The 18062-nt window shown below is 69.6% G+C and carries 16 protein-coding genes; 4 read left to right on the top strand and 12 right to left on the bottom strand.

Translation table 11 applies throughout. The features are described from left to right. Positions 1–20: 20 nt before the first annotated feature. Genes G6N30_RS06210 through speB form a run of 3 tightly spaced genes read right to left on the bottom strand, consistent with a single transcriptional unit; the run spans position 21 to position 3976 of the window. Positions 21–1454 (bottom strand): sodium:solute symporter family protein, encoded by a 1434-nt coding sequence (locus G6N30_RS06210; RefSeq protein WP_134060490.1) that lies wholly within the window; start codon positions 1452–1454, stop codon positions 21–23. A 9-nt stretch (positions 1455–1463) separates the two neighbouring features. Next, positions 1464–3038 carry a thiamine pyrophosphate-dependent enzyme gene (locus G6N30_RS06205; RefSeq protein WP_134060489.1) on the bottom strand — a complete coding sequence of 525 codons (1575 nt, stop codon included), beginning with the start codon at positions 3036–3038 and terminating at the stop codon, positions 1464–1466. Continuing rightward, positions 3035–3976 carry an agmatinase gene (speB, locus tag G6N30_RS06200; RefSeq protein ID WP_134060488.1) on the bottom strand — a complete coding sequence of 314 codons (942 nt, stop codon included), beginning with the start codon at positions 3974–3976 and terminating at the stop codon, positions 3035–3037. The genes G6N30_RS06205 and speB overlap by 4 nt, the downstream gene beginning before the upstream one ends. 82 nt (positions 3977–4058) lie before the next feature. On the opposite strand from speB, the gene G6N30_RS06195 reads away from it, so the two are divergent. Both G6N30_RS06195 and G6N30_RS06190 read left to right on the top strand, forming a co-directional pair. Then, positions 4059–5558 carry a helix-turn-helix domain-containing protein gene (locus G6N30_RS06195; protein WP_134060487.1) on the top strand — a complete coding sequence of 500 codons (1500 nt, stop codon included), beginning with the start codon at positions 4059–4061 and terminating at the stop codon, positions 5556–5558. A gap of 92 nt (positions 5559–5650) precedes the next feature. Further along, the gene (locus G6N30_RS06190) at positions 5651–6910 is read left to right on the top strand and encodes an adenylate/guanylate cyclase domain-containing protein (RefSeq protein WP_179965604.1); all 1260 of its coding nucleotides are present in this window, start codon (positions 5651–5653) and stop codon (positions 6908–6910) included. Here G6N30_RS06190 and G6N30_RS06185 read toward each other — a convergent pair. The 9 genes from G6N30_RS06185 to G6N30_RS06145 are packed head-to-tail and all read right to left on the bottom strand — an operon-like array spanning position 6876 to position 15764. Continuing rightward, positions 6876–8465, bottom strand: coding sequence for a phytoene desaturase family protein (locus G6N30_RS06185; protein WP_134060486.1), 1590 nt, complete (start codon positions 8463–8465; stop codon positions 6876–6878). The genes G6N30_RS06190 and G6N30_RS06185 overlap by 35 nt on opposite strands. After that, complete coding sequence (locus G6N30_RS06180) at positions 8455–8916, bottom strand: SRPBCC family protein (protein WP_134060485.1); 462 nt, start codon at positions 8914–8916, stop codon at positions 8455–8457. The genes G6N30_RS06185 and G6N30_RS06180 overlap by 11 nt, the downstream gene beginning before the upstream one ends. Positions 8917–8944: 28 nt before the next feature. Beyond that, positions 8945–9433: a Dps family protein gene (locus G6N30_RS06175; protein ID WP_134060484.1), complete on the bottom strand. Its 489-nt coding sequence runs from the start codon at positions 9431–9433 to the stop codon at positions 8945–8947. A gap of 38 nt (positions 9434–9471) precedes the next feature. Then, positions 9472–11286 (bottom strand): DUF2339 domain-containing protein, encoded by a 1815-nt coding sequence (locus tag G6N30_RS06170; RefSeq protein ID WP_134060483.1) that lies wholly within the window; start codon positions 11284–11286, stop codon positions 9472–9474. A gap of 56 nt (positions 11287–11342) precedes the next feature. Beyond that, entirely contained in the window at positions 11343–12008 is a 666-nt protein-coding gene (locus G6N30_RS06165; RefSeq protein ID WP_134060482.1) for a LuxR C-terminal-related transcriptional regulator, read from the bottom strand. Further along, positions 11992–13140: a MacS family sensor histidine kinase gene (gene macS / locus G6N30_RS06160; RefSeq protein ID WP_134060481.1), complete on the bottom strand. Its 1149-nt coding sequence runs from the start codon at positions 13138–13140 to the stop codon at positions 11992–11994. The genes G6N30_RS06165 and macS overlap by 17 nt, the downstream gene beginning before the upstream one ends. Next, a complete protein-coding gene (locus G6N30_RS06155; protein ID WP_134060567.1) occupies positions 13141–13893 on the bottom strand; it encodes an amino acid ABC transporter ATP-binding protein in 753 nt (250 codons plus the stop codon). Between the two features lie 8 nt (positions 13894–13901). Next, positions 13902–14825 carry an amino acid ABC transporter permease gene (locus G6N30_RS06150; RefSeq protein WP_134060480.1) on the bottom strand — a complete coding sequence of 308 codons (924 nt, stop codon included), beginning with the start codon at positions 14823–14825 and terminating at the stop codon, positions 13902–13904. A gap of 18 nt (positions 14826–14843) precedes the next feature. Then, positions 14844–15764 carry an ABC transporter substrate-binding protein gene (locus G6N30_RS06145; protein WP_163687434.1) on the bottom strand — a complete coding sequence of 307 codons (921 nt, stop codon included), beginning with the start codon at positions 15762–15764 and terminating at the stop codon, positions 14844–14846. 152 nt (positions 15765–15916) lie between these two features. On the opposite strand from G6N30_RS06145, the gene G6N30_RS06140 reads away from it, so the two are divergent. Next, positions 15917–16495 (top strand): HdeD family acid-resistance protein, encoded by a 579-nt coding sequence (locus G6N30_RS06140; protein WP_134060478.1) that lies wholly within the window; start codon positions 15917–15919, stop codon positions 16493–16495. Positions 16496–16591: 96 nt separating this feature from the next. Continuing rightward, positions 16592–18061, top strand: coding sequence for a cytochrome ubiquinol oxidase subunit I (locus G6N30_RS06135; RefSeq protein ID WP_134060477.1), 1470 nt, complete (start codon positions 16592–16594; stop codon positions 18059–18061). Position 18062 lies beyond the last annotated feature (1 nt).

Genomic DNA, 18062 nt, shown 5'->3' with positions numbered 1-18062 from the left:
GGCGGCGTGTCCGGCGGCCCTCAGTCGACGAGGGCCGGTTCACCCCTGCTGCGGCGGTCCCATTCGGCCAGCACGTCGGAATCGGTCGGCTTGGACAGGAGGCTCCCGGCCAGGTAGACCAGCAGGCCCGAGCCCAGCCCCACGTAGATCGGCTCGTTGGCGTAGATGTCGCCGACGACGAACATCGTCACCAGTGTCGCCAGGGTGCCGACGGCCATGGCCGCCACCGCGCCGACGTTGGTGCCGCGCCGCCACACCAGACCACCCAGGATCGGCACCAGCAGGCCGCCGACGAGGATGTCGTAGGCGACCGTCAGCGCCGCGACCACGTCCTGCAGCACGCAGGCGATGGCCACCATGACCAGACCGAAGCCCGCCACGTACAGGCGGTTGCTGCGGATGTGGTCGTGTTCGCTGCCTCCCTCGATGTCCCGCTTGCGCAGGCGGGCCACGATGTCCTGACTGAACACCGTCGCCGTCGCGATCAGTGCGCCACTGGAGGTCGACATGACCGCGGCGAGCGCGGCGGCCAGCACCAACCCGGCCAGCAGCGGGGGCAACTGCATCTCCACGAATTCGGCGAACGCATCGTCTCGCGACTCCAGCGCGGGCAGCAGCACCTTGGCGGCCATGCCGATCACCGCCCCGGCGACGGCGTACAGCAGGCAGTACACGCCGGCCCCGGCGCCCGCCCACCGCGCCACGCCCGGGCTGCGCGCGGTGAAGACCCGCTGCCAGATGTCCTGGCCGATCAGCAGACCGAACGTGTAGATGACGAAGTAGGTGAGGATCGTGTCGCCGCCGATGGCGGTCAGCGACGTCGCGTCCGCCGGCAACTTGTCGGCCAGACCGCCCCAGCCGCCGGTCTTCGCCAGGGCCACCGGCAGCAGGATGAAGAAGATCCCGATCGTCTTGATCAGGAACTGCACGAAGTCGGTCAGCGTGATCGACCACATGCCGCCCAGCGTCGAGTAGATGATCACGACGCCGCCGCCGAGCAGGATCGCGGGTACCTTGCCGATGTCGAACAGCGCACCGAAGATCGTCGAGTAGGCAATGGTCGAGGTGACCGACAGCATCAGCGTGTAGCCCCACATGACGACGCCCGAGATGACCGATGATCCCTGCCCGTACCGCAATTCGAGCATCTGGCTGACGGTGTAGACACGCAGCCGCTGGATCCGGCCCGCGAACAGCAGGCTCAGCGCGAGGATGCCCACGCCGATCGCGATCACCAACCACATCCCGGAGATGCCGTACTGGTAGCCCAGCCCGACACCGCCGATGGTGGACGCGCCGCCGAGCACGATCGCGGCCATGGTCCCCGAATACAGCAGCGGCCCGAGCCGCCGTCCCGCCACCAGGAAGTCGGATTGCGTTGTGGCGCGGCGCTTCCCCCAGAAGCCGAAGGCGATCATGCCGATGAGGTAGACGACGACTATCGCGATGTCCATGCGGGGCTCCTAGCGGATGTCGAAATGGATGACGGTGGGGCGGTCGGCGTCGAGTGCGCGGGCGACCAGGTCGGTGAGTTCGGCGCTCGAGGAGGTGCGCGCGCCGTGCGCCCCCATGGCCACGGCCAGGGCGGCGAAATCCGGGGTGCGCAGGTCGACGCCGACGGGGGCGATGCCGCGGGCAGCCTCCTGGTCGCGGATCTCGCGGTAGCCGCCGTTGTCGACCACCACGACAGGTACGGGCAACTCGAGTTCGACCAGGGTCATCAGTTCCTGTACCGAGAACATCAGCGCGCCATCGCCGAGCACCACCGCGACCGGGTGCGCCGGCCGGCCCAGTGCGGCACCGAGAGCGGCGGGCAGCCCGTATCCGAGCGTCGCGAAGCCGGGCGAATAGCAGAAGCGGCGCGGTGCAGGCATGTCGAAGAAGTGCACCGATCCGAAGTAGGTCACCTGGGAGCTGTCCCCGGTGAGCATCCCGTCGGCCGGCAGCGCCGCGCGCACGGCCGCGTTGATCTGCGCGTACGGGCCGGCGTCGCGTGACGCTTCGTCGCGGCACGCGGTCCGCAGCGCGGCGGCGCGCGCAACGCCGTCGCGGCCACGGGCCGGCAGCGCGCTCAGCAGCGCCGCGACGGTGGCGGCGGCCTCACCGAGCAGATGGACATCGGCCGGGCTGTTCTTGTCGAGCTGCGCGGAGTCGACGTCGCAGCGGATGACGGTGCGCGCACGGATCTCCCCCTCCCACAGGTCGGAATCGCCGAGTTCGCTGCCGACCACCAGCAGCGCATCGCTGTCCGCGGCGGCTTTCTGCAGCGCCCGCAGCCGCACCGAGGCGCCCACCGACAGCGCATGCGCCTCGTCGACGACGCCCTTGCCGTTGACGGTGGTCGCGACCGGCGCACCCAGCGCCTCGGCGAGTGCGGTGACGTCATGCTGCGCGTCGACCGCGCCTCCGCCGGCGATGATCAACGGATACCGCGCTGCGGCAAGCGTTTCGGCAGCGCGTGCCACGGCGTCGGGGTCGGCGACGGGCGGCCGGACCGGCTCGGCGCGCTGCGGCCGCCCGGACCAGTCCTGCGTCAGCACGTCGACGGGGATCTCGATGTGCACCGGCCGCGGCCGCCCGCCGGCGAAACCGGCGAACGCCGCGGTGACCGCCGCGGCGGCCTCGTCGGGCGTGCGCACCCGTCGGCTCCAGGCGAGCAGCTCCCCCATCGCCGCGCTGGTGTTCTTCGCTTCGTGGAGCTGGCCGAGGTCGCGGCCCTCGGTGCCGGTCGGCATACCCGGCGACACGACGAGCATCGGCTGCGATTCCGCGTACGCGGTGGCGGCAGCGGTCATGACATTGGTGAGCCCCGGTCCGCTGGTGGTCACCACGACGCCCGGACGCCCGCTGACCCTGGCGTAGGCCTCGGCGGCGTAACCGGCGCCCTGCTCGTGACGGGGCGTGACCGTGCGGATGGCCTGGGACTGCAGGTGACGGTAGATCTCGAGGTTGTGGGTGCCCGGGATGCCGAACACGGTGTCCACCGCGTGGGCGGCCAGCGATTCGACCACCGCGGCGCCGCCGTTGCGGTGGCTCACCGGTTGCGTCCCAGCACCGAGATCAACTCGTAGGCGACGTGGGCGGCGGCGATCCCGGTGATCTCGGCGTGGTCGTAGGCGGGTGCCACCTCGACGATGTCGGCCCCGACAACGTTGACCCCGACCAGGTTCCGCAGGCAGTGCAGCAGCTCGCGGCTGGTCATCCCGCCGGCCTCGGGTGTCCCGGTCCCCGGTGCGTGCGCCGGATCGAGCACGTCGATGTCGACCGACACGTACACCGGCGCCTCGCCGATGCGGGCCCGCATCCGTTCGATCACCGCGGCAAGCCCGTCGAGCTGGAAATCGTCGGAGCCGATCACCTGGAATCCGAGCACGCGGTCGTCGGAGAGGTCGGTCGGTGCGTAGAGCGGACCGCGGATACCGACGTGCAGACAGTGCTCCGGATCGAGCAGCCCTTCCTCGCTGGCCCGCCGGAACGGCGTGCCGTGCGTGAACGGTGCGCCGAAATAGGTGTCCCATGTGTCGAGGTGGGCGTCGAAATGCAGGACTGCGATCGGCCCGTGGTCGCGGTGCAGCGAGCGCAGCAGCGGCAGCGCGATGGTGTGGTCGCCGCCCAGGGTCACCAGTTTCGTTCCGCCGTCGCGCAGTTCGTCGGAGCTGCGCTCGATGGTCGTGATGGCTTCGGCGATGTCGAACGGGTTGACCGCGATGTCCCCGGCGTCGGCGACCTGCTGGGCGGCGAACGGCTGCACGTCCAGCGGCGGGTGATAGGGCCGCAGCAGCTTCGACGAGGCGCGGATGTGACCCGGACCGAATCGGGCGCCGGGCCGGTAGGACACACCTGAATCGAACGGGATCCCGACGACCGCGACGTCGGTGCGGGTCACCTCGTCGATGCGGGGCAGGCGGGCGAACGTGGCGGGGCCCGCGTAGCGCGGCACCTTGGTGGCGTCGACGGGTCCGATGGGAGTGGTCATCCTCCCAGCGTTGTCGAGATCCACGTCACACCGACAGCGACAAACCGGCCAACCACGCCGATCACTGATGGACAATTCGTCCATGCCGACGGTGGCCGAACTCGTGACGGACCCCGACCTCGGGCTGGTGCTCGTGGCCGGCGCGCAGCATGCCGACCGCGAGGTGGACGCCGCGGCGGTCTCGGAGCTCGCACACCCGGGGTCATGGCTGCAGGGTGGCGAACTCCTCCTTACGATCGGCTTGCTGCTGCCCGACACCGTCGACGGCTGCCGCGCGTACCTGAACGAACTCGACGCGGCGGGCGTGCGGGCGGTGGGCCTCGGGCTGGGGGCCGAGCTGCCGCACCAGGACGCCCCGGCGCGGCTCGTCACCGCCGCCGACGAGATCGGCATGCCGCTGCTGACCGTGCCGGATCCGGTGCCGTTCATCGCGGTGACCAAGGCGGTGTTCGCCGCACGCGCCCGCGTCGAGCGCCAGGAACTCGAATGGGCGCTGCAGACCCAGCGCGCCTTGACCGCGGCCGCGGTGACGCCGGGCGGTCTGCAGGGAATCCTGACCGCGCACCGCGACGCCACCGGCCGCACCGGTGTGGTCGTCGATCTGCTGGGCCGGGCGCTGGCCGAATCCGGCACGGGCGCAGCATCATTGGTGGCGACGCTCGAACCGATGATGGCATCGGTTCGGGATCAGGGGTTATCCGCCGCCGCGGTGGACATCCGCGGCGGCAGGCGCAGGGAGATCCATGCCCTCGGCGCGCGACGGCTGCGCGGGTGGCTGGTGATCGACGGTCCTGCGGATTCGCCCGCCGCACAGCAGGTGTCGGGCGACCTCGTGTCGCTGCTGACACTGGAGCTCGAACGCCGCCTCGGGATGAACACCGCCCAGCGCCGCGGGCGCGCGCAGGTGCTCGACCGGCTGTCTCGAGGCATCGTCGACGACAATGTGGCCGCGCGGTGGCTGATGTCGATCGGCCTGTCCGACGCCGATGTCCGCGCCGCCGCGATCGATGCCCCGGACGACGCCGACGACCTCGCGGCCGACCTGCTCCTCACCCTGCCCGATGCGCTCGTGCGCGCGGCCGGTGAGGTGGTCGAGGTGGCCGTGCCGCTCGACACCGACCTGGCCGGGGCGCTGCGATCACTGGCGGCCGCCCGGCCCACCGGCATCGGGATGGCGGTGCGTCCCGGGGCGCTGGCCGTCTCGCTGCGGCAGGCGCGCTCGGTGCTGTCGGTCAGCCGGCGGCAGGGCAGGCACGTGCGCGCCGACGACGTCGCGAGCAGCCGCGTCCTTTTGGGCACCGCGGACACCGAATCGCTGCGCGGATACTCCGACGCGGTGCTCGGACCACTCGATGCCGCCGACCGCGCGGAGGAACTCGTGCGCACCGTATCCGGATTCCTCGAACACAACGGCCACTGGGCGGCGACCGCGGCGGCGCTGCGGGTGCACCGGCACACCGTGCGCAACCGGATCGATGCGGTCGAACGCCTCACCGGCCGCCGCATGGACGACGCGTCGGACCGCTTCGAGCTGTGGCTGGCGCTGCGCGCCCGCGAGGCCGCGCGAATGTCGGCCGAGTGAGGGGCCCGCGGCGATACGCTGCGACGGTGGCGGTAAGCGAAACCCGTCGAACAGTGTGTGTGCCGGAGGTGGCGCTCGCGCTGCAGAGCCGCATGCCCGCGCGCACCCGCCACTACGCCGAGGCCGTGGTCCGCAGACTGCGCGTGCTGACGATCGCGACGTGGATCGCGGCGATCGTCTCCGCCATCTTCGGAACCCTGCAGGTCGCGATCGGCGGCGCCGGCTGGTGGATCGGCGTGCTCAACCTGGCGTTCGCGGCGCTGTTCCTCGGCATTCCACTGCTCTACCGCTTCGGCGAGTTGATCGCGCCGCTGACGTTCTTCGTCCTCGCCTACCTGTCGGTGACGTTCATCTGCTACAACGTCGGCACCAACTCCGGTCTGCAGTTCTACTACCTCGTGGCCGCGTCGCTGGTGGTGCTCGTGCTGGGCATCGAGCGCATCGTGATGTCCGCGGTGATCGTCACGCTCGGCCTCGTGGCCTGTATCGCCATGGAACTGACGGTGCCCGACGACCGCGGCCTGCGGCCGTCATGGATGCTGACGGCCGGTTTCGTGTTGTCAGCGGTGTCCGCGACGATCATGGTGTTCGCGACGGTCTGGTACGCGCTGCGCGAGACCGACCGCGCCGAACGGGCAATGGAGGCGGAGTACCAGCGCTCGGAGAAGCTGCTGGCCAACATCCTGCCCGCCTCGGTCGCTGAACGCCTCAAGGATCCGTCGCACACGATCATCGCCGACCGGTACGACGATGCGTCGATCCTGTTCGCCGACATCGCCGGCTACACCAAGCGGGCCAGTGACACCTCGCCGACCGACCTCGTCCGATTCCTGGACCGGCTCTACACCGATCTCGACAAGCTCGTCGACCGCCACGGCCTGGAGAAGGTCAAGACCAGCGGCGACAGCTACATGGTGGTCAGCGGAGTGCCCACACCGAGGCCGGACCACGCCGAAGCGCTGGCGTGCCTGGCCCTCGACATGGCCGAGGCGGTCGCCGACCTCGAGGATCCGCTCGGGCGCGCGGTGCCGCTGCGCATCGGTCTGGCCTCGGGACCGGTGGTCGCCGGCGTGGTGGGTGCGCGCAAGTTCTTCTACGACGTGTGGGGCGACGCCGTCAACGTGGCCGCCCGCATGGAAACCACCGACGTCGAAGGACGAATCCAGGTGCCGCACAACGTGTATGAGCGCATCCGGCACTCGTTCGTGCTCGAGGAGCGCGGCGACGTCGACGTCAAGGGCAAGGGCGTGATGCACACCTGGTACCTCGTCGGCCGCCGCGACGACCGAGCGGTCCGCGACGCGGTCGAACGCCCCGTCAGCGGACGAACAGTGACATCACCAGCTGGTTGATCCGCCGGCGCGGCCAGCCGGTCAGCCCGTCGCTCGCGAGCGCGGCGCGGGCCGCGTTGCGCCCGCAGACCCCGTGCACGCCGCCGCCCGGGTGTGCGCCGGCACTGCCGAGGAACAGGCCTTCGATCGGGGTCTCGGCGCGGCCGAATCCGGGCGTCGGCCGGAAGATCAGCTGCTGCTGCAGCTGCGCGGTGCCGCCGTTGACCGCCCCGCCGACCAGGTTCGCGTCGGACGCCGTCAGCTCGGAGGGGCGCTGGATGAACTTGCCGACGACCTGATCGGTGAAGCCCGGCGCATGCTCCTCGAGCACCCGGTCGACCGCCTCGGACAGCCGGTCGGCCGATTCGTCGTCGGTGACGTCACGCGGCAGATGCGTGTATGCCCAGGCACTTTCGGTGCCCTCCGGCGAGCGCGTCGGGTCCGCGGTCGTCATCTGGCCGAACAGCATGAACGGGTGGTCCGGAACCGTGCGGGTGTTGAGGTCGGCCATCCAGCGCACCAGTCCGTCGACGTCGGCGCCGAGGTGCACCGTGCCGACCTCGTTGAGGTTCTTCGAACGCCACGGGATCGGCGCGTCCAGTGCGTAGTTGATCTTGAGGACCGGGGTGTCCCAGGTGAAGTGCTCGAGGTCGTCGAGCACGCGGGGCGGGACGGCCGAGGTGGGCAGCAGCTGGCGGTACAGCGCGGGCGCCGAGACGTCGGCCACCACGGCGCGGCGTGCCGCGATCGTGCGGCCCTCGGCGGTGCGCACACCGACGGCGCGCCCGCCGCTCACCTGGATCTCGGTGACCGGCTGGCCGCAGTGGATCTCGGCGCCCGCGGACCGGGCCCGGTTGACCAGGGCCGCGGTGAGTTGTCCTGCGCCGCCGACCGGAACGGGCCATCCGCCGTCCTGCGCCATCATGATCAGCATGAAGCCCATGACGCCGCTGCCCGGCGCGTCGACCGGCACGTCGGCGTGCAGGGCGTTGCCGAGGAGCAGCAGCCGGGCGGCGTCCCCGGCGAAGAGTTGTCTGGCCATCTCCCCGGCGGGCAGCACCAGCCGGTGCACGAGCCGGAGCGCCTCGGCGGTGCCGAGTTTTCGCAGCAGCCCGGCCGCACCGCGAACCGGCGGGAAGGGTGAGAAGAGGCTGGTCAGCAGCGGGTCCTTGACCTGCTGCCACAGGTCGAACAGACGCAGCCAGTTGTCGCCGTCGGCGGGATGGTGGCGGGCGAGTTCCTCGGCGGTGCGGGCGATGTCGCGGTAGATCACCGGCGCGTCGTCGTCGGCGGCCGACCGTGGATGGCCCACCACCGCCGGGGCGTGCGTCCACTGCAGCCCGTGGTCCTCCAGATGCAGACCGGACAGCACCGGGGACGCCACCGACAGCGGATAGAACGCGCTGTACAGGTCGCTGGTGTACCCGGGGATGCGCTCGGCGCTGCGGACGGCGCCGCCGGGCTCGGGCTGTGCCTCGAGCACCACGACGTCCCATCCGGCGTCGGCCATCAGCGCGGCGGCGACCAGGCCGTTGTGGCCGGCGCCGATGACGACCGCGTCGGCGCTAGCTGCCATCGGCGCCACGGACGTCACTGTCGTCTCGACGCTCTGCGAGGAAGGCGAGCCGCCGCAGCGTCTCGTTGTTGCGTGGCCATACCGCCGCGTCGGAGAGCCGCTCGGGCATGAGCTTGCCGATGCCGCTGATCGGGAACTCCTGCATCTGGATTCGGCATCCGTTGGGAATGTCGCTCAGCTGCAGAATGATTCGCGCGCCGCCGAACGGCCTGCCCTTGGCGTGTATCACCAGGCGCTCCGGCGGGGTGGACTCTTCGACGACGGTTTCGTCGTTGAGCAGCACCGGCCAGACGCCGATCGAGTGGTGGATGGTGGAGCCGGGTGCAGGCCATTTCGGGTCCACGGCCCGCATCCGGCTGTTGCCCACCACCCACTGCGAGTACGTCCAGCCGTCGGCGATCACATCCCACACGCGTTGGCGTGAGGCGGCGATATCTCGGGTCACAGTCACAACGGGCTTGTACCCGTCATGAGCAGGTTTAGACCTTCCGGTTCTCCGACTTGATCAACCAGGCCAGCTTCTCCAGGCCGTCGATCAGCTGATGGAGGATGTCGGCGGTGCTCGGATCCTCGGCGTCGACCGCATCGTGAACGGTGCGCATGGTGTCGACCGTGGCGGCGATCCGCACGGTGATCAGGTCGACCACCTCACCGGTGCTGCGCTCGAACGCCGGGAACTCCGGCAGGCTGGTGGTCGCCGCGACGGTGTCGGAGCGGCCGTCCGGAACCGCGTCGAGTGCCCGCATGCGCTCGGCGATCGTGTCACTGCCCTCGCGGGCGAAGTCGACCAGCTCGTCGAGCTGCAGGTGCAGATCGCGGAAGTTGGTGCCGACGACGTTCCAGTGCGCCTGCTTTCCCTGCAGGTGCAGTTCGATCAGGTCGACCAGGACCCGCTGCAGATTCGCAGCGAACTCCGGCGATGCGGTGAAACCCTGTACTTCTGCTTCGGTGCGACGTGTCGTGTTCATGACTGGTTCAACGCCTCTTAAATTGGAACCAATCCAGATTACTGAGTGATAGGCGTCACACCCTGCTGGTCCTGGGCGGCGAGTAACCGGGCGTAGCCGGCACCCATCCCCAGCAGGATCAGGCCCACCACAAGGAACACCGTGACCCGGAACATCCCGTCGAGGGTGCCGAGGTCGAACAGGAAGAGCTTCGCCATGGCCGCGGAGACCAGTGCCAGACCGGCGCCGAGGAACAGCGGACGCTGCGCTTTCGGACGACGGGCCGCGTAGCCGAAGAGCCCCGCGGCGGCGCCCATCCAGCAGACCGTCGCGGCCACATGGCCCGCGAAGAAACCGCCACCGGTGCCGCCGACGAGCACGCCCGCGGTCACCATGAACGCGGTGACGGCATATCCCGCCACCGCGGCGGTGGCGACCCACAGCGCCCGCACGGTGTCATCGGGCACCCGGCCGGTCCAACTGCGGGCGACGGCCACCGCCGCGGCGATCAGCAGCAGACTGGCGACCAGGACGGACACCGTATCCGGGCCACTGAGCGACACCGCCCGAACCAACGCGGTCGGCGGGGCGTAGGCGAGGTACAGGGCACCGCCGATCACCGCGAACCCGAGGGCCGAGCAGCGTGCGACGTCGTCGTCCCGGCCGGCCACCGCGACCACCGCGGCCATCGCGAGCAACAGCGGTGCGGCGACTTCGCCGTCGAATGCGACCGTGACCGCGATCAGCGCGCTGACCGCGGACAGCGCCGACCAGATCTGAGCGACGATGCCGGACACGGCCGGCAGCCACTGCCGGCTCAGCACGATCGCCAGCAGTGCGGCGGACAGCGCGGCGATCATCAGCGCCGCCACCACGCGGTCGGCGGTCGCCGACACACACAGCACCGGCGCCACCCCCGCCGCAGTGAGCAGCGCCAGCGCCGCCGCCCGGGCGGTGTGCGCCACCACCAGCAAGGCGCCGGCCAATGCCAACAGCGCCGCGATGCCGCAGGCCGCGGCAAGCAGCAGATCGTCCTCGCCGTCGAACGCCGTCCCGGCGAGCGCCGCCAGCAACGGGAGCGTGACGGCCGCCGTCCGGGCGGCGTGCAGCCAGATCCAGTCGCGGCCGAGTTGCACCGGCAGCGTCGCGGCGGACAGCGCGAGCATGAAGGCCACCAGCAGCAGCGTCACGCCGTCGGTGAGCAACGGGGCGAGTGCGATCAGCGGGACGAGCACCAGCAGCCCGAGGTGTTCGGAGTGCCAGCGGCGGGCCAGCGTGAGCCCGGCGCCACCGACGGCCGCGGCCAGCACCAGACCGACGGGCGCGGCGACCCATTCGTAGATGGTGGTGATCGCGATGACGTCGAAGTACGCGGCGGCGATTCCGGTCGCGGTCAACGCGATTCCGCCCACCCGGCCGTCGTCGCGGCGGTTCACGCGGCAGCCGACCGCGACGAGCCCGGCGGCCAGCAGCGCGCCGGCGCCGACGCGGATCTCCGGCCGCAGGATGCCGGCCTGTGCGGCGAGCACCAGCAGCAGCACCACGCCGATGAGAGTCACCGCGACACCGGCGACCGCGAGCACCTTGCCGATCCAGCCCTCCGAGCGCTCTCGTGGTACGCGCGGCACCGGCGGGGGCGGCGGTACGCGCGGTGGTGGCGGTGGCGGCAGCACCGGGCGGGGCGGCAGAGGTGCGGGCACCGGCCACGGCTGTGTTGCGTACTGCGGCGAGGGTTCGGGTTGTGGTGCGGGCGGACCGTCGGACAGGAGCCGGTCGAGTTGCGTGAGGTCCGAGGACACCCGGGCGAGTTGCCGGGAGATCGCCGCGAAGTCGGTGGACAGTCGCGCGATGACGGCATGGGGCGAATCGGTCATGGACTCATCGTGGCCGCGCGACACCCGGCGCGGATGAGTAGGACTACCCGACTTCGCTACTCGTCGAGCCCGTGTTCGATCGCGTAGCGCGCCAGTTCCACGCGGTTGGCCACCTGCAGCTTCCGGAAGGTCGCCTGCACATGGTTCTCGACGGTGCGGTGGCTCAGCGACAACCGGGCCGCGATCTGCTTGGCGGTCAGCCCCTTCGCGACATAGCGCAGCACCTCGGTCTCGCGCTCGGTGAGGGTGGGCACCGACGCGTCGGCGTCCGGCCGCTGCGCGATCCGGCGGTACTCCCCCAGCACCAGCCCCGCGAGCCCCGGGGTGAACACCGCGCGGCCCTCCGCGGTGGCCCGGACCGCCGCGCTCAGTTCGGCTTTCGAGGCACTCTTGACCAGATATCCGGTGGCCCCGGCCTTCACCGCCTCGAGGACGTCCTCGCGTTCGTCCGACGCCGACAACACCAGCACGCGTGACCCCGGAGAGACCGCCAAAACCTCGGCGGTCGCCCCGGCGCCGTCACCGTCGGTCAATCGCATGTCCATCACCACCACCGCAGGCTTCACGACCGCGGCCCGCCGGCGCGCCGAGGCGACACCGTCGGCGGTCGCCACCACCTCGAAGCCGTCGTCGGCGAGGTCGCGGGCCACCGCATCCCGCCAGATGGGGTGATCGTCGACCACCATCACGGTGGTCGGCTCGTCGTCAGCCACGAGCACCATTCTGGCGCGGTCGCCGCGGCACCGTCAGCTCCCATTCGGTGCCACAATCCGGTCCGGTGTGCAACTCCGCCACCCCGCCCAGAGAGTTCATCCGTCCCACAATCGATTTCGCCACTCCCATCCTGCCCTCCGCGGCCGCTTCGGCCAGCCGGCCGGGGGCGATACCCGGCCCGTCGTCGCGCACACTGACCGTCACCGCGTCGCCGAGATCCTCCACCAGCACGTAGGCCCTGGCGTCCGGACCGGCGTGGGTGGCGACGTTGTCGAGTGCGTTCACCGCCGCCGCGCACAGTTCGGCGGCGATGTCCGCGTCGAGCAACACCGGTTCGGGCGGCAGGCTGACCGAGACCCGGTCGGAGGCCCGGCGACGGAGCATGGCGCCGACGTCGGCGTGGGTACCGGCCGCATCGGGGGTGTCGGCGTCGCTGACGAGGCGCCGCAGCGCCCGCTCCTGCTCACCCGCGAGCTCGGCCAATTGCGTTGTCGGTCCGCCGATTTCGCGGCCGCGGCGCGCGACGAGCGCCAGCACCTGGATCGCGCCGTCGTGGACGTGCCGGGAGAGCCGCTCGCGTTCGTCGAGCGCGGCCGCCAACCGGGTGGCGCGTTCGAGGTCGGCGTGGGCGCGGCGGGCGGTCTGGGCGGCCATCCCCACCACCAGCCCCACCGCGAGTTCGATGACGATCGTGGCGTTGCGGAACACGTTGATGCTGACATGCCCCTTGAGGAGCGCGTAGGCCGCCATCACCACCAGCCCGGCGGCCATCCCCGCCACCGGGCCACGCACGATCGCGGCCGAGATGACGGCGTTGGTCGCCCACAGCGTCGTCGGCCACGACTGGTTGTCGGCCACCCACTGGTCGTCGGCGACCAGTGCGGTCGACAGCATCAGCACCACCACCACGGCGATCTCGGCGGCCACCCATCCGATCCGGCGCCCGAAGCCCTGCAGATAGGCGAACGCGCACGCGAAGCTCCACGCCATCAGCACCGCGAACAGCGTCCATGCGACCGCGGGCCGGTCGAGATCGCCGTTGACCGCGATCTGGAATCCCAGCGCGTACAGACAGCTCAGCAGCCGGAACACCTGCGCCGCCCGCCACAGCGGGGCGGCGGGGTCCACCCGCTGCGGCATCTACATCACCTTGGACAGGAAGGCTTTCGTGCGTTCTTGCTGCGGGTTGCTCATCATCTCGCGGGGCGGCCCGGACTCGACGATCACGCCGCCGTCCATGAAGACCAGCTTGTCGGCGACCTCCCTGGCGAACCCCATCTCGTGGGTGACCACCAGCATCGTCATCCCCTCCGACGCGAGCTTCTTCATCACCGCGAGCACCTCGCCGACCAGTTCGGGGTCCAGTGCGGAGGTGGGCTCGTCGAACAGCATCAGCTTCGGGTTCATCGCCAGCGCACGGGCGATCGCCACTCGCTGCTGCTGACCGCCGGAGAGCTGGGCCGGATAGGCGGTGGCCTTGTCCGCCAGCCCGACCAGGTCCAGCAGATCCTTCGCCCGCGCCTCGGCGTCGCCCTTCTTCACCCGTTTGACGTGCACCGGCGCCTCGACGATGTTGCCGAGGGCGGTGCGGTGCGGGAACAGGTTGAAGTGCTGGAACACCATGCCGACGTCGCGGCGCTGCTTGGCGGCCTCGCGGGGTTTGAGCTCGTGGAGTTTGCCGCCCCGTTCCCGGTAGCCGACCAGCTCGCCGTCCACGTAGAGGCGGCCCGCGTTGACCTGCTCGAGGTGGTTGATGCACCGCAAGAACGTCGACTTGCCGGAACCGGAGGGCCCGACGATGCACAGCACCTCGCCGCGGCCGACCTCCAGCGTCACGCCCTTGAGCACCTGCAGCGCGCCGAAGTTCTTGCAGACGCTCTCGGCCTTCACCATCGGCGTCGTCACGGATGTTCACCCACTCTCTGCGCCTGCGCGAGTGCCTCGAGTTGCTTGGTGGTCAGCTTGCGCGACGCGCCCCGCGAGAAGTACCGCTCGAGGTAGTACTGGCCGACCATCAGCACACTGGTGATCGCGAGGTACCAGGTGGCGGCGACCATCAGCAGCGGGATCGGCTGGAAGATCACGCCGGCGATGTCGCGGGCCCGGCCGTAGAGCTCGAGGCTGTAGGGCACCGCCGTCACCAGTGACGTGGTCTTGAGCATGCTGATGATCTCGTTGCCGGTGGGCGGGATGATGACGCGCATCGCCTGCGGAAGCACGGTGCGCCGCATCGTCATCGCCCACGACATGCCCAGGGCCGTCGAGGCTTCGGACTGCCCCTCCGGCACGGAACTGATTCCGGCACGGATGATCTCGGCCATGTACGCGGCCTCGTTGAGGCCCAGGCCGATGATCGCCAGCGTGAAGCTGATCGACAGGCCCTGCAGGTTCATCTCGAAGAACGACGGCCCGAACGGGATGCCGACCCTGATGTTCTGGTACAGCGTGGGGAAGAGCCCCCAGAAGACCAGCTGCACGTACACCGGGGTCCCGCGGAAGATCCACAGGTACACCCACGCAACGGCTTTGAACACCGGGTTCGGCGACAGCCGCATCACGGCCAGGATCACCCCGAGCACCAGCGCGAGCACCATCGAGAAGATGGTCAGCTGCAGCGTGTTCCAGGCCGCCTCGGAAATGCGTTGGTCGAAGAGGTATTTCCGGTAGGTCGACCACCCGTAGGCCTCGTTGGTCGCCGCCCCGTAGACGAACAGTGCGACCAGGACGACGATGACGACCGCCGTCACCCACCGCCAGGGATGTCGCAGCGGAACGGCATCGATGGCGGCGGGTTGGGCGCGCGGCGACGGTTCGACATCGGTCATCGTGTTGGGTCGGCTTTGCTAGTTGATCGCGCCGTTGATCACCGGCTTGTCGATCATCCCGTCCTCGACGCCCCAATTCTTCGCGATCTGCTCGTAGGCACCTGATTCGATGAGGTGCTCGAGCGCCTGCTTCAGCGACTGCGCCAGCGGCGAACCCTTCGCGACGGGCCACCCGTAGGGCGCCGCGTCGAAGATGTCGCCCGCGGCCTCGAGCTTGCCGTTGCTCTGTTTGACCGCGTACGCCGTGACCGGCGAATCGGCCGACATGGCGTCGGCCTGGCCCAGCACCACGGCGTTGGCGACCGCGTCCTGCTCATCGAACTTCACGATCTGGATGGCGGGCTTGCCGGCGTCGGTGCAGGCCTTGCTCTTGGCGGGGAGTTCCTCGGTCTCCTCGATGGTCGTCGACTGCACGGCGACCCGCTTACCGCAGGCGTTGGCCGGGTCGATACCGGCGCCCGTCTTCTGCGCCCACTGGATCCCGGCCGAGAAGTAGGTGACGAAGTCGACCGACTCCTCGCGCTCCTTGGTGTCGGTGAAGGACGACATGCCGACGTCGTAGGTGCCGCCCTGGATGGACGGGATGATCTTCTCGAAATCGGATTCGCGGTAGTCGGCCGTCACCCCCAGGGTCGAGGCGACCGCGTTCATCAGGTCGACGTCGAAACCGACGACCTTGCCACTGGGGTCCTTGAACTCGTTCGGGGCGTACGGCACGTTGACACCGACGATCAGCGAACCGCGGTCCTTGATCGGCTGCGGCAGGGTGTTGGCGATCTCGTCGACCTTCTCCGCCGTCGCCGCCGTGGTCTCCTCCGCGGGACCACTGGTGTCAGTGTTCTGCGCGCAGCCGGACAACGCCATCGCGCCGCTCACAGCAAAGATCGCCGCGAAACGCCACATCTTCCCACCTGACACTGTTGCCTCTTTCTCTTGCATCGGACCGTTCCCGGTCTCCAAACCGACGACGTTAACGATCGCCGTCGCGGCACGCACTTCCGGTAACGGAACATTAACGACCCGGCACCGACATCACAGCCGTACTGCCAAATCGGCGGCCCCGCACCCGGGTGCTATGCCACACTGCGCGCATGCAAACTACCGCTGCCCCAAGCATGTTGCGGCATCTGTGGATCTACACCGTGGTCTCCGGTGTCCTCGCGGTTCTGCTCGGCGTCCTCATCTTCCTACGCCCCGGCGCGGCCATCATCGTCACGGCCGTCTTCTTCGGCGCGTATCTGCTCGTGACCGGCGTGGCCCAGCTCGTCCTGGCCTTCAGCGTGCGGTCGTCGTTCGGCGGGCGGGCTCTGCTGTTCGTCAGCGGCGCCGCCGCGCTGGTGCTCGCCGTGCTGTGCTTCATCAACCTCAACAACTCCATCGATCTGCTGGCGATCTGGATCGGTGTCGGCTTCATCTTCCGCGGTGTGGCGACCGCGATGTCGGCGTTCAGCGACCCGAGCCTGCCCGGCCGCATCTGGGAGATCATCGTCGGCGTCATCAGCGTGATCGCCGGCATCATCATGTTCGTCGCACCGCTCGAAGGCCTGGTCGCGCTGACCCAGGTCACCGGCATCATCCTGGTGGTCATCGGGGTGACCGAGGTGATCGCCGGCATCCGGATCCGCAGGGAGTCGGCGACCGGGACCGCACGCACTGACGCCGTGACGTAACCCACGCCTTCGCCTCCGGCCGACCCGTGGCCGTACGCGCCGCCCACTACTACACTCTGTCGTAGTGCGGCGGCGCTGCCGCGGAAGTAGGGTCAGATGGACGCTTTGGACGTGTCGCGGTGGCAGTTCGGCATCACCACCGTCTACCACTTCATCTTCGTTCCGCTGACCATCGGCCTGGCCCCGCTCGTCGCGGTGATGCAGACGATGTGGGTCGTCACCGGCAACTCCAGCTGGTACCGCCTCACCCGGTTCTTCGGGAAACTCTTTCTGATCAACTTCGCCATCGGCGTCGCCACCGGCATCGTCCAGGAGTTCCAGTTCGGGATGAACTGGAGCGAGTACTCCCGCTTCGTCGGTGACGTCTTCGGCGCCCCGCTGGCGATGGAAGGCCTGGCGGCCTTCTTCTTCGAATCCACCTTCATCGGGCTGTGGATTTTCGGCTGGACCCGACTCCCCCGCCTGGTGCACCTGGGCTGCATCTGGGTCGTGGCGATCGCGGTGAACATGTCGGCGTTCTTCATCATCGCGGCGAACTCGTTCATGCAGCACCCGGTCGGCGCGCGGTTCAACCCGGAGACCGGCCGTGCCGAACTCACCAGCATCGTCGCGCTGTTCACCAACAACACCGCGATCGCCGCGTTCACCCACGCGGTGGCCGGATCCTTCCTGACCGCGGGCACGTTCGTGGCGTGTGTGTGCGCCTGGTGGATGGTGCGGTCACACCGCACCGGGCGGACGCCGGCCGACAAACACGATGCGGCCGCCCTCTACCGGCCGGCCACCATCCTCGGCTGCCTGGTCGCGATCGCCTCCGCCGGCGCGCTCTTCTACACCGGTGACGTCCAGGGCAAGCTGATGTTCGAACAGCAACCGATGAAGATGGCGTCGGCGGAATCGTTGTGCCACAGCGCAACCGACCCTGACTTCTCGGTACTGACCGTCGGCACCCACAACAACTGCGACAGCGTCGTCCACCTCATCGAAGTGCCCTACGTGCTGCCGTTCCTGGCCGAAGGCGAGTTCAGCGGCGTTCACCTCGAGGGCGTCGAAGACCTGCAGCAGCAGTACGAGCAGGACTTCGGGCCAGGCGACTACCGGCCCAACCTGTTCGTCACCTACTGGTCGTTCCGGGCGATGATCGGCTTCCTGGCGGTACCCGTACTGTTCGCGGCGGCGGCGCTGTGGCTGACCCGTCGCGGCCGCGTCGCCGATCAGCGCTGGCTGGCCCGCTTCGCGCTGGCGACACTTCCCACCCCGTTCCTGGCCAACAGCGCCGGCTGGATCTTCACCGAGATGGGCCGGCAACCCTGGGTGGTGGTGCCCAACCTCGACGGCGACCTCAGCGTGCGGCTCACCGTGGCCGAAGGCGTGTCCGGGCACTCCGTCGGCATGGTGGTGACCTCACTGGTGACGCTGACGCTGGTCTACGCCGTGCTCGCGGTGATCTGGTTCTGGCTGCTGCGGCGCTACGTCGCCCAGGGCCCCCAGGAACACGACTGCGAGCCCACGCCACCCGAGCCGCCCGGTGACGACGAGGTCGCACCGTTGTCCTTCGCGTACTGAG

This window comes from Mycolicibacterium litorale, from assembly GCF_010731695.1.
In the GTDB taxonomy this organism is placed as follows: domain Bacteria; phylum Actinomycetota; class Actinomycetes; order Mycobacteriales; family Mycobacteriaceae; genus Mycobacterium; species Mycobacterium litorale.
The sequence above is the reverse complement of the archived record's forward strand: the minus strand, read 5'-3'. Positions and strand labels throughout refer to the sequence as shown.

Coding starts and splice junctions, on each gene's coding strand:
- G6N30_RS06175 (WP_134060484.1), bottom strand. CDS start 9,433: ATGAACACGACACGTCGCACCGAAGCAGAAGTACAGGGTTTCACCGCA.
- G6N30_RS06170 (WP_134060483.1), bottom strand. CDS start 11,286: ATGACCGATTCGCCCCATGCCGTCATCGCGCGACTGTCCACCGACTTC.
- G6N30_RS06185 (WP_134060486.1), bottom strand. CDS start 8,465: ATGGCAGCTAGCGCCGACGCGGTCGTCATCGGCGCCGGCCACAACGGC.
- G6N30_RS06135 (WP_134060477.1), top strand. CDS start 16,592: ATGGACGCTTTGGACGTGTCGCGGTGGCAGTTCGGCATCACCACCGTC.
- G6N30_RS06165 (WP_134060482.1), bottom strand. CDS start 12,008: ATGGTGCTCGTGGCTGACGACGAGCCGACCACCGTGATGGTGGTCGAC.
- G6N30_RS06145 (WP_163687434.1), bottom strand. CDS start 15,764: ATGCAAGAGAAAGAGGCAACAGTGTCAGGTGGGAAGATGTGGCGTTTC.
- macS (WP_134060481.1), bottom strand. CDS start 13,140: ATGCCGCAGCGGGTGGACCCCGCCGCCCCGCTGTGGCGGGCGGCGCAG.
- speB (WP_134060488.1), bottom strand. CDS start 3,976: ATGACCACTCCCATCGGACCCGTCGACGCCACCAAGGTGCCGCGCTAC.
- G6N30_RS06190 (WP_179965604.1), top strand. CDS start 5,651: ATGCCCGCGCGCACCCGCCACTACGCCGAGGCCGTGGTCCGCAGACTG.
- G6N30_RS06140 (WP_134060478.1), top strand. CDS start 15,917: ATGCAAACTACCGCTGCCCCAAGCATGTTGCGGCATCTGTGGATCTAC.
- G6N30_RS06210 (WP_134060490.1), bottom strand. CDS start 1,454: ATGGACATCGCGATAGTCGTCGTCTACCTCATCGGCATGATCGCCTTC.
- G6N30_RS06150 (WP_134060480.1), bottom strand. CDS start 14,825: ATGACCGATGTCGAACCGTCGCCGCGCGCCCAACCCGCCGCCATCGAT.
- G6N30_RS06195 (WP_134060487.1), top strand. CDS start 4,059: ATGCCGACGGTGGCCGAACTCGTGACGGACCCCGACCTCGGGCTGGTG.
- G6N30_RS06155 (WP_134060567.1), bottom strand. CDS start 13,893: ATGGTGAAGGCCGAGAGCGTCTGCAAGAACTTCGGCGCGCTGCAGGTG.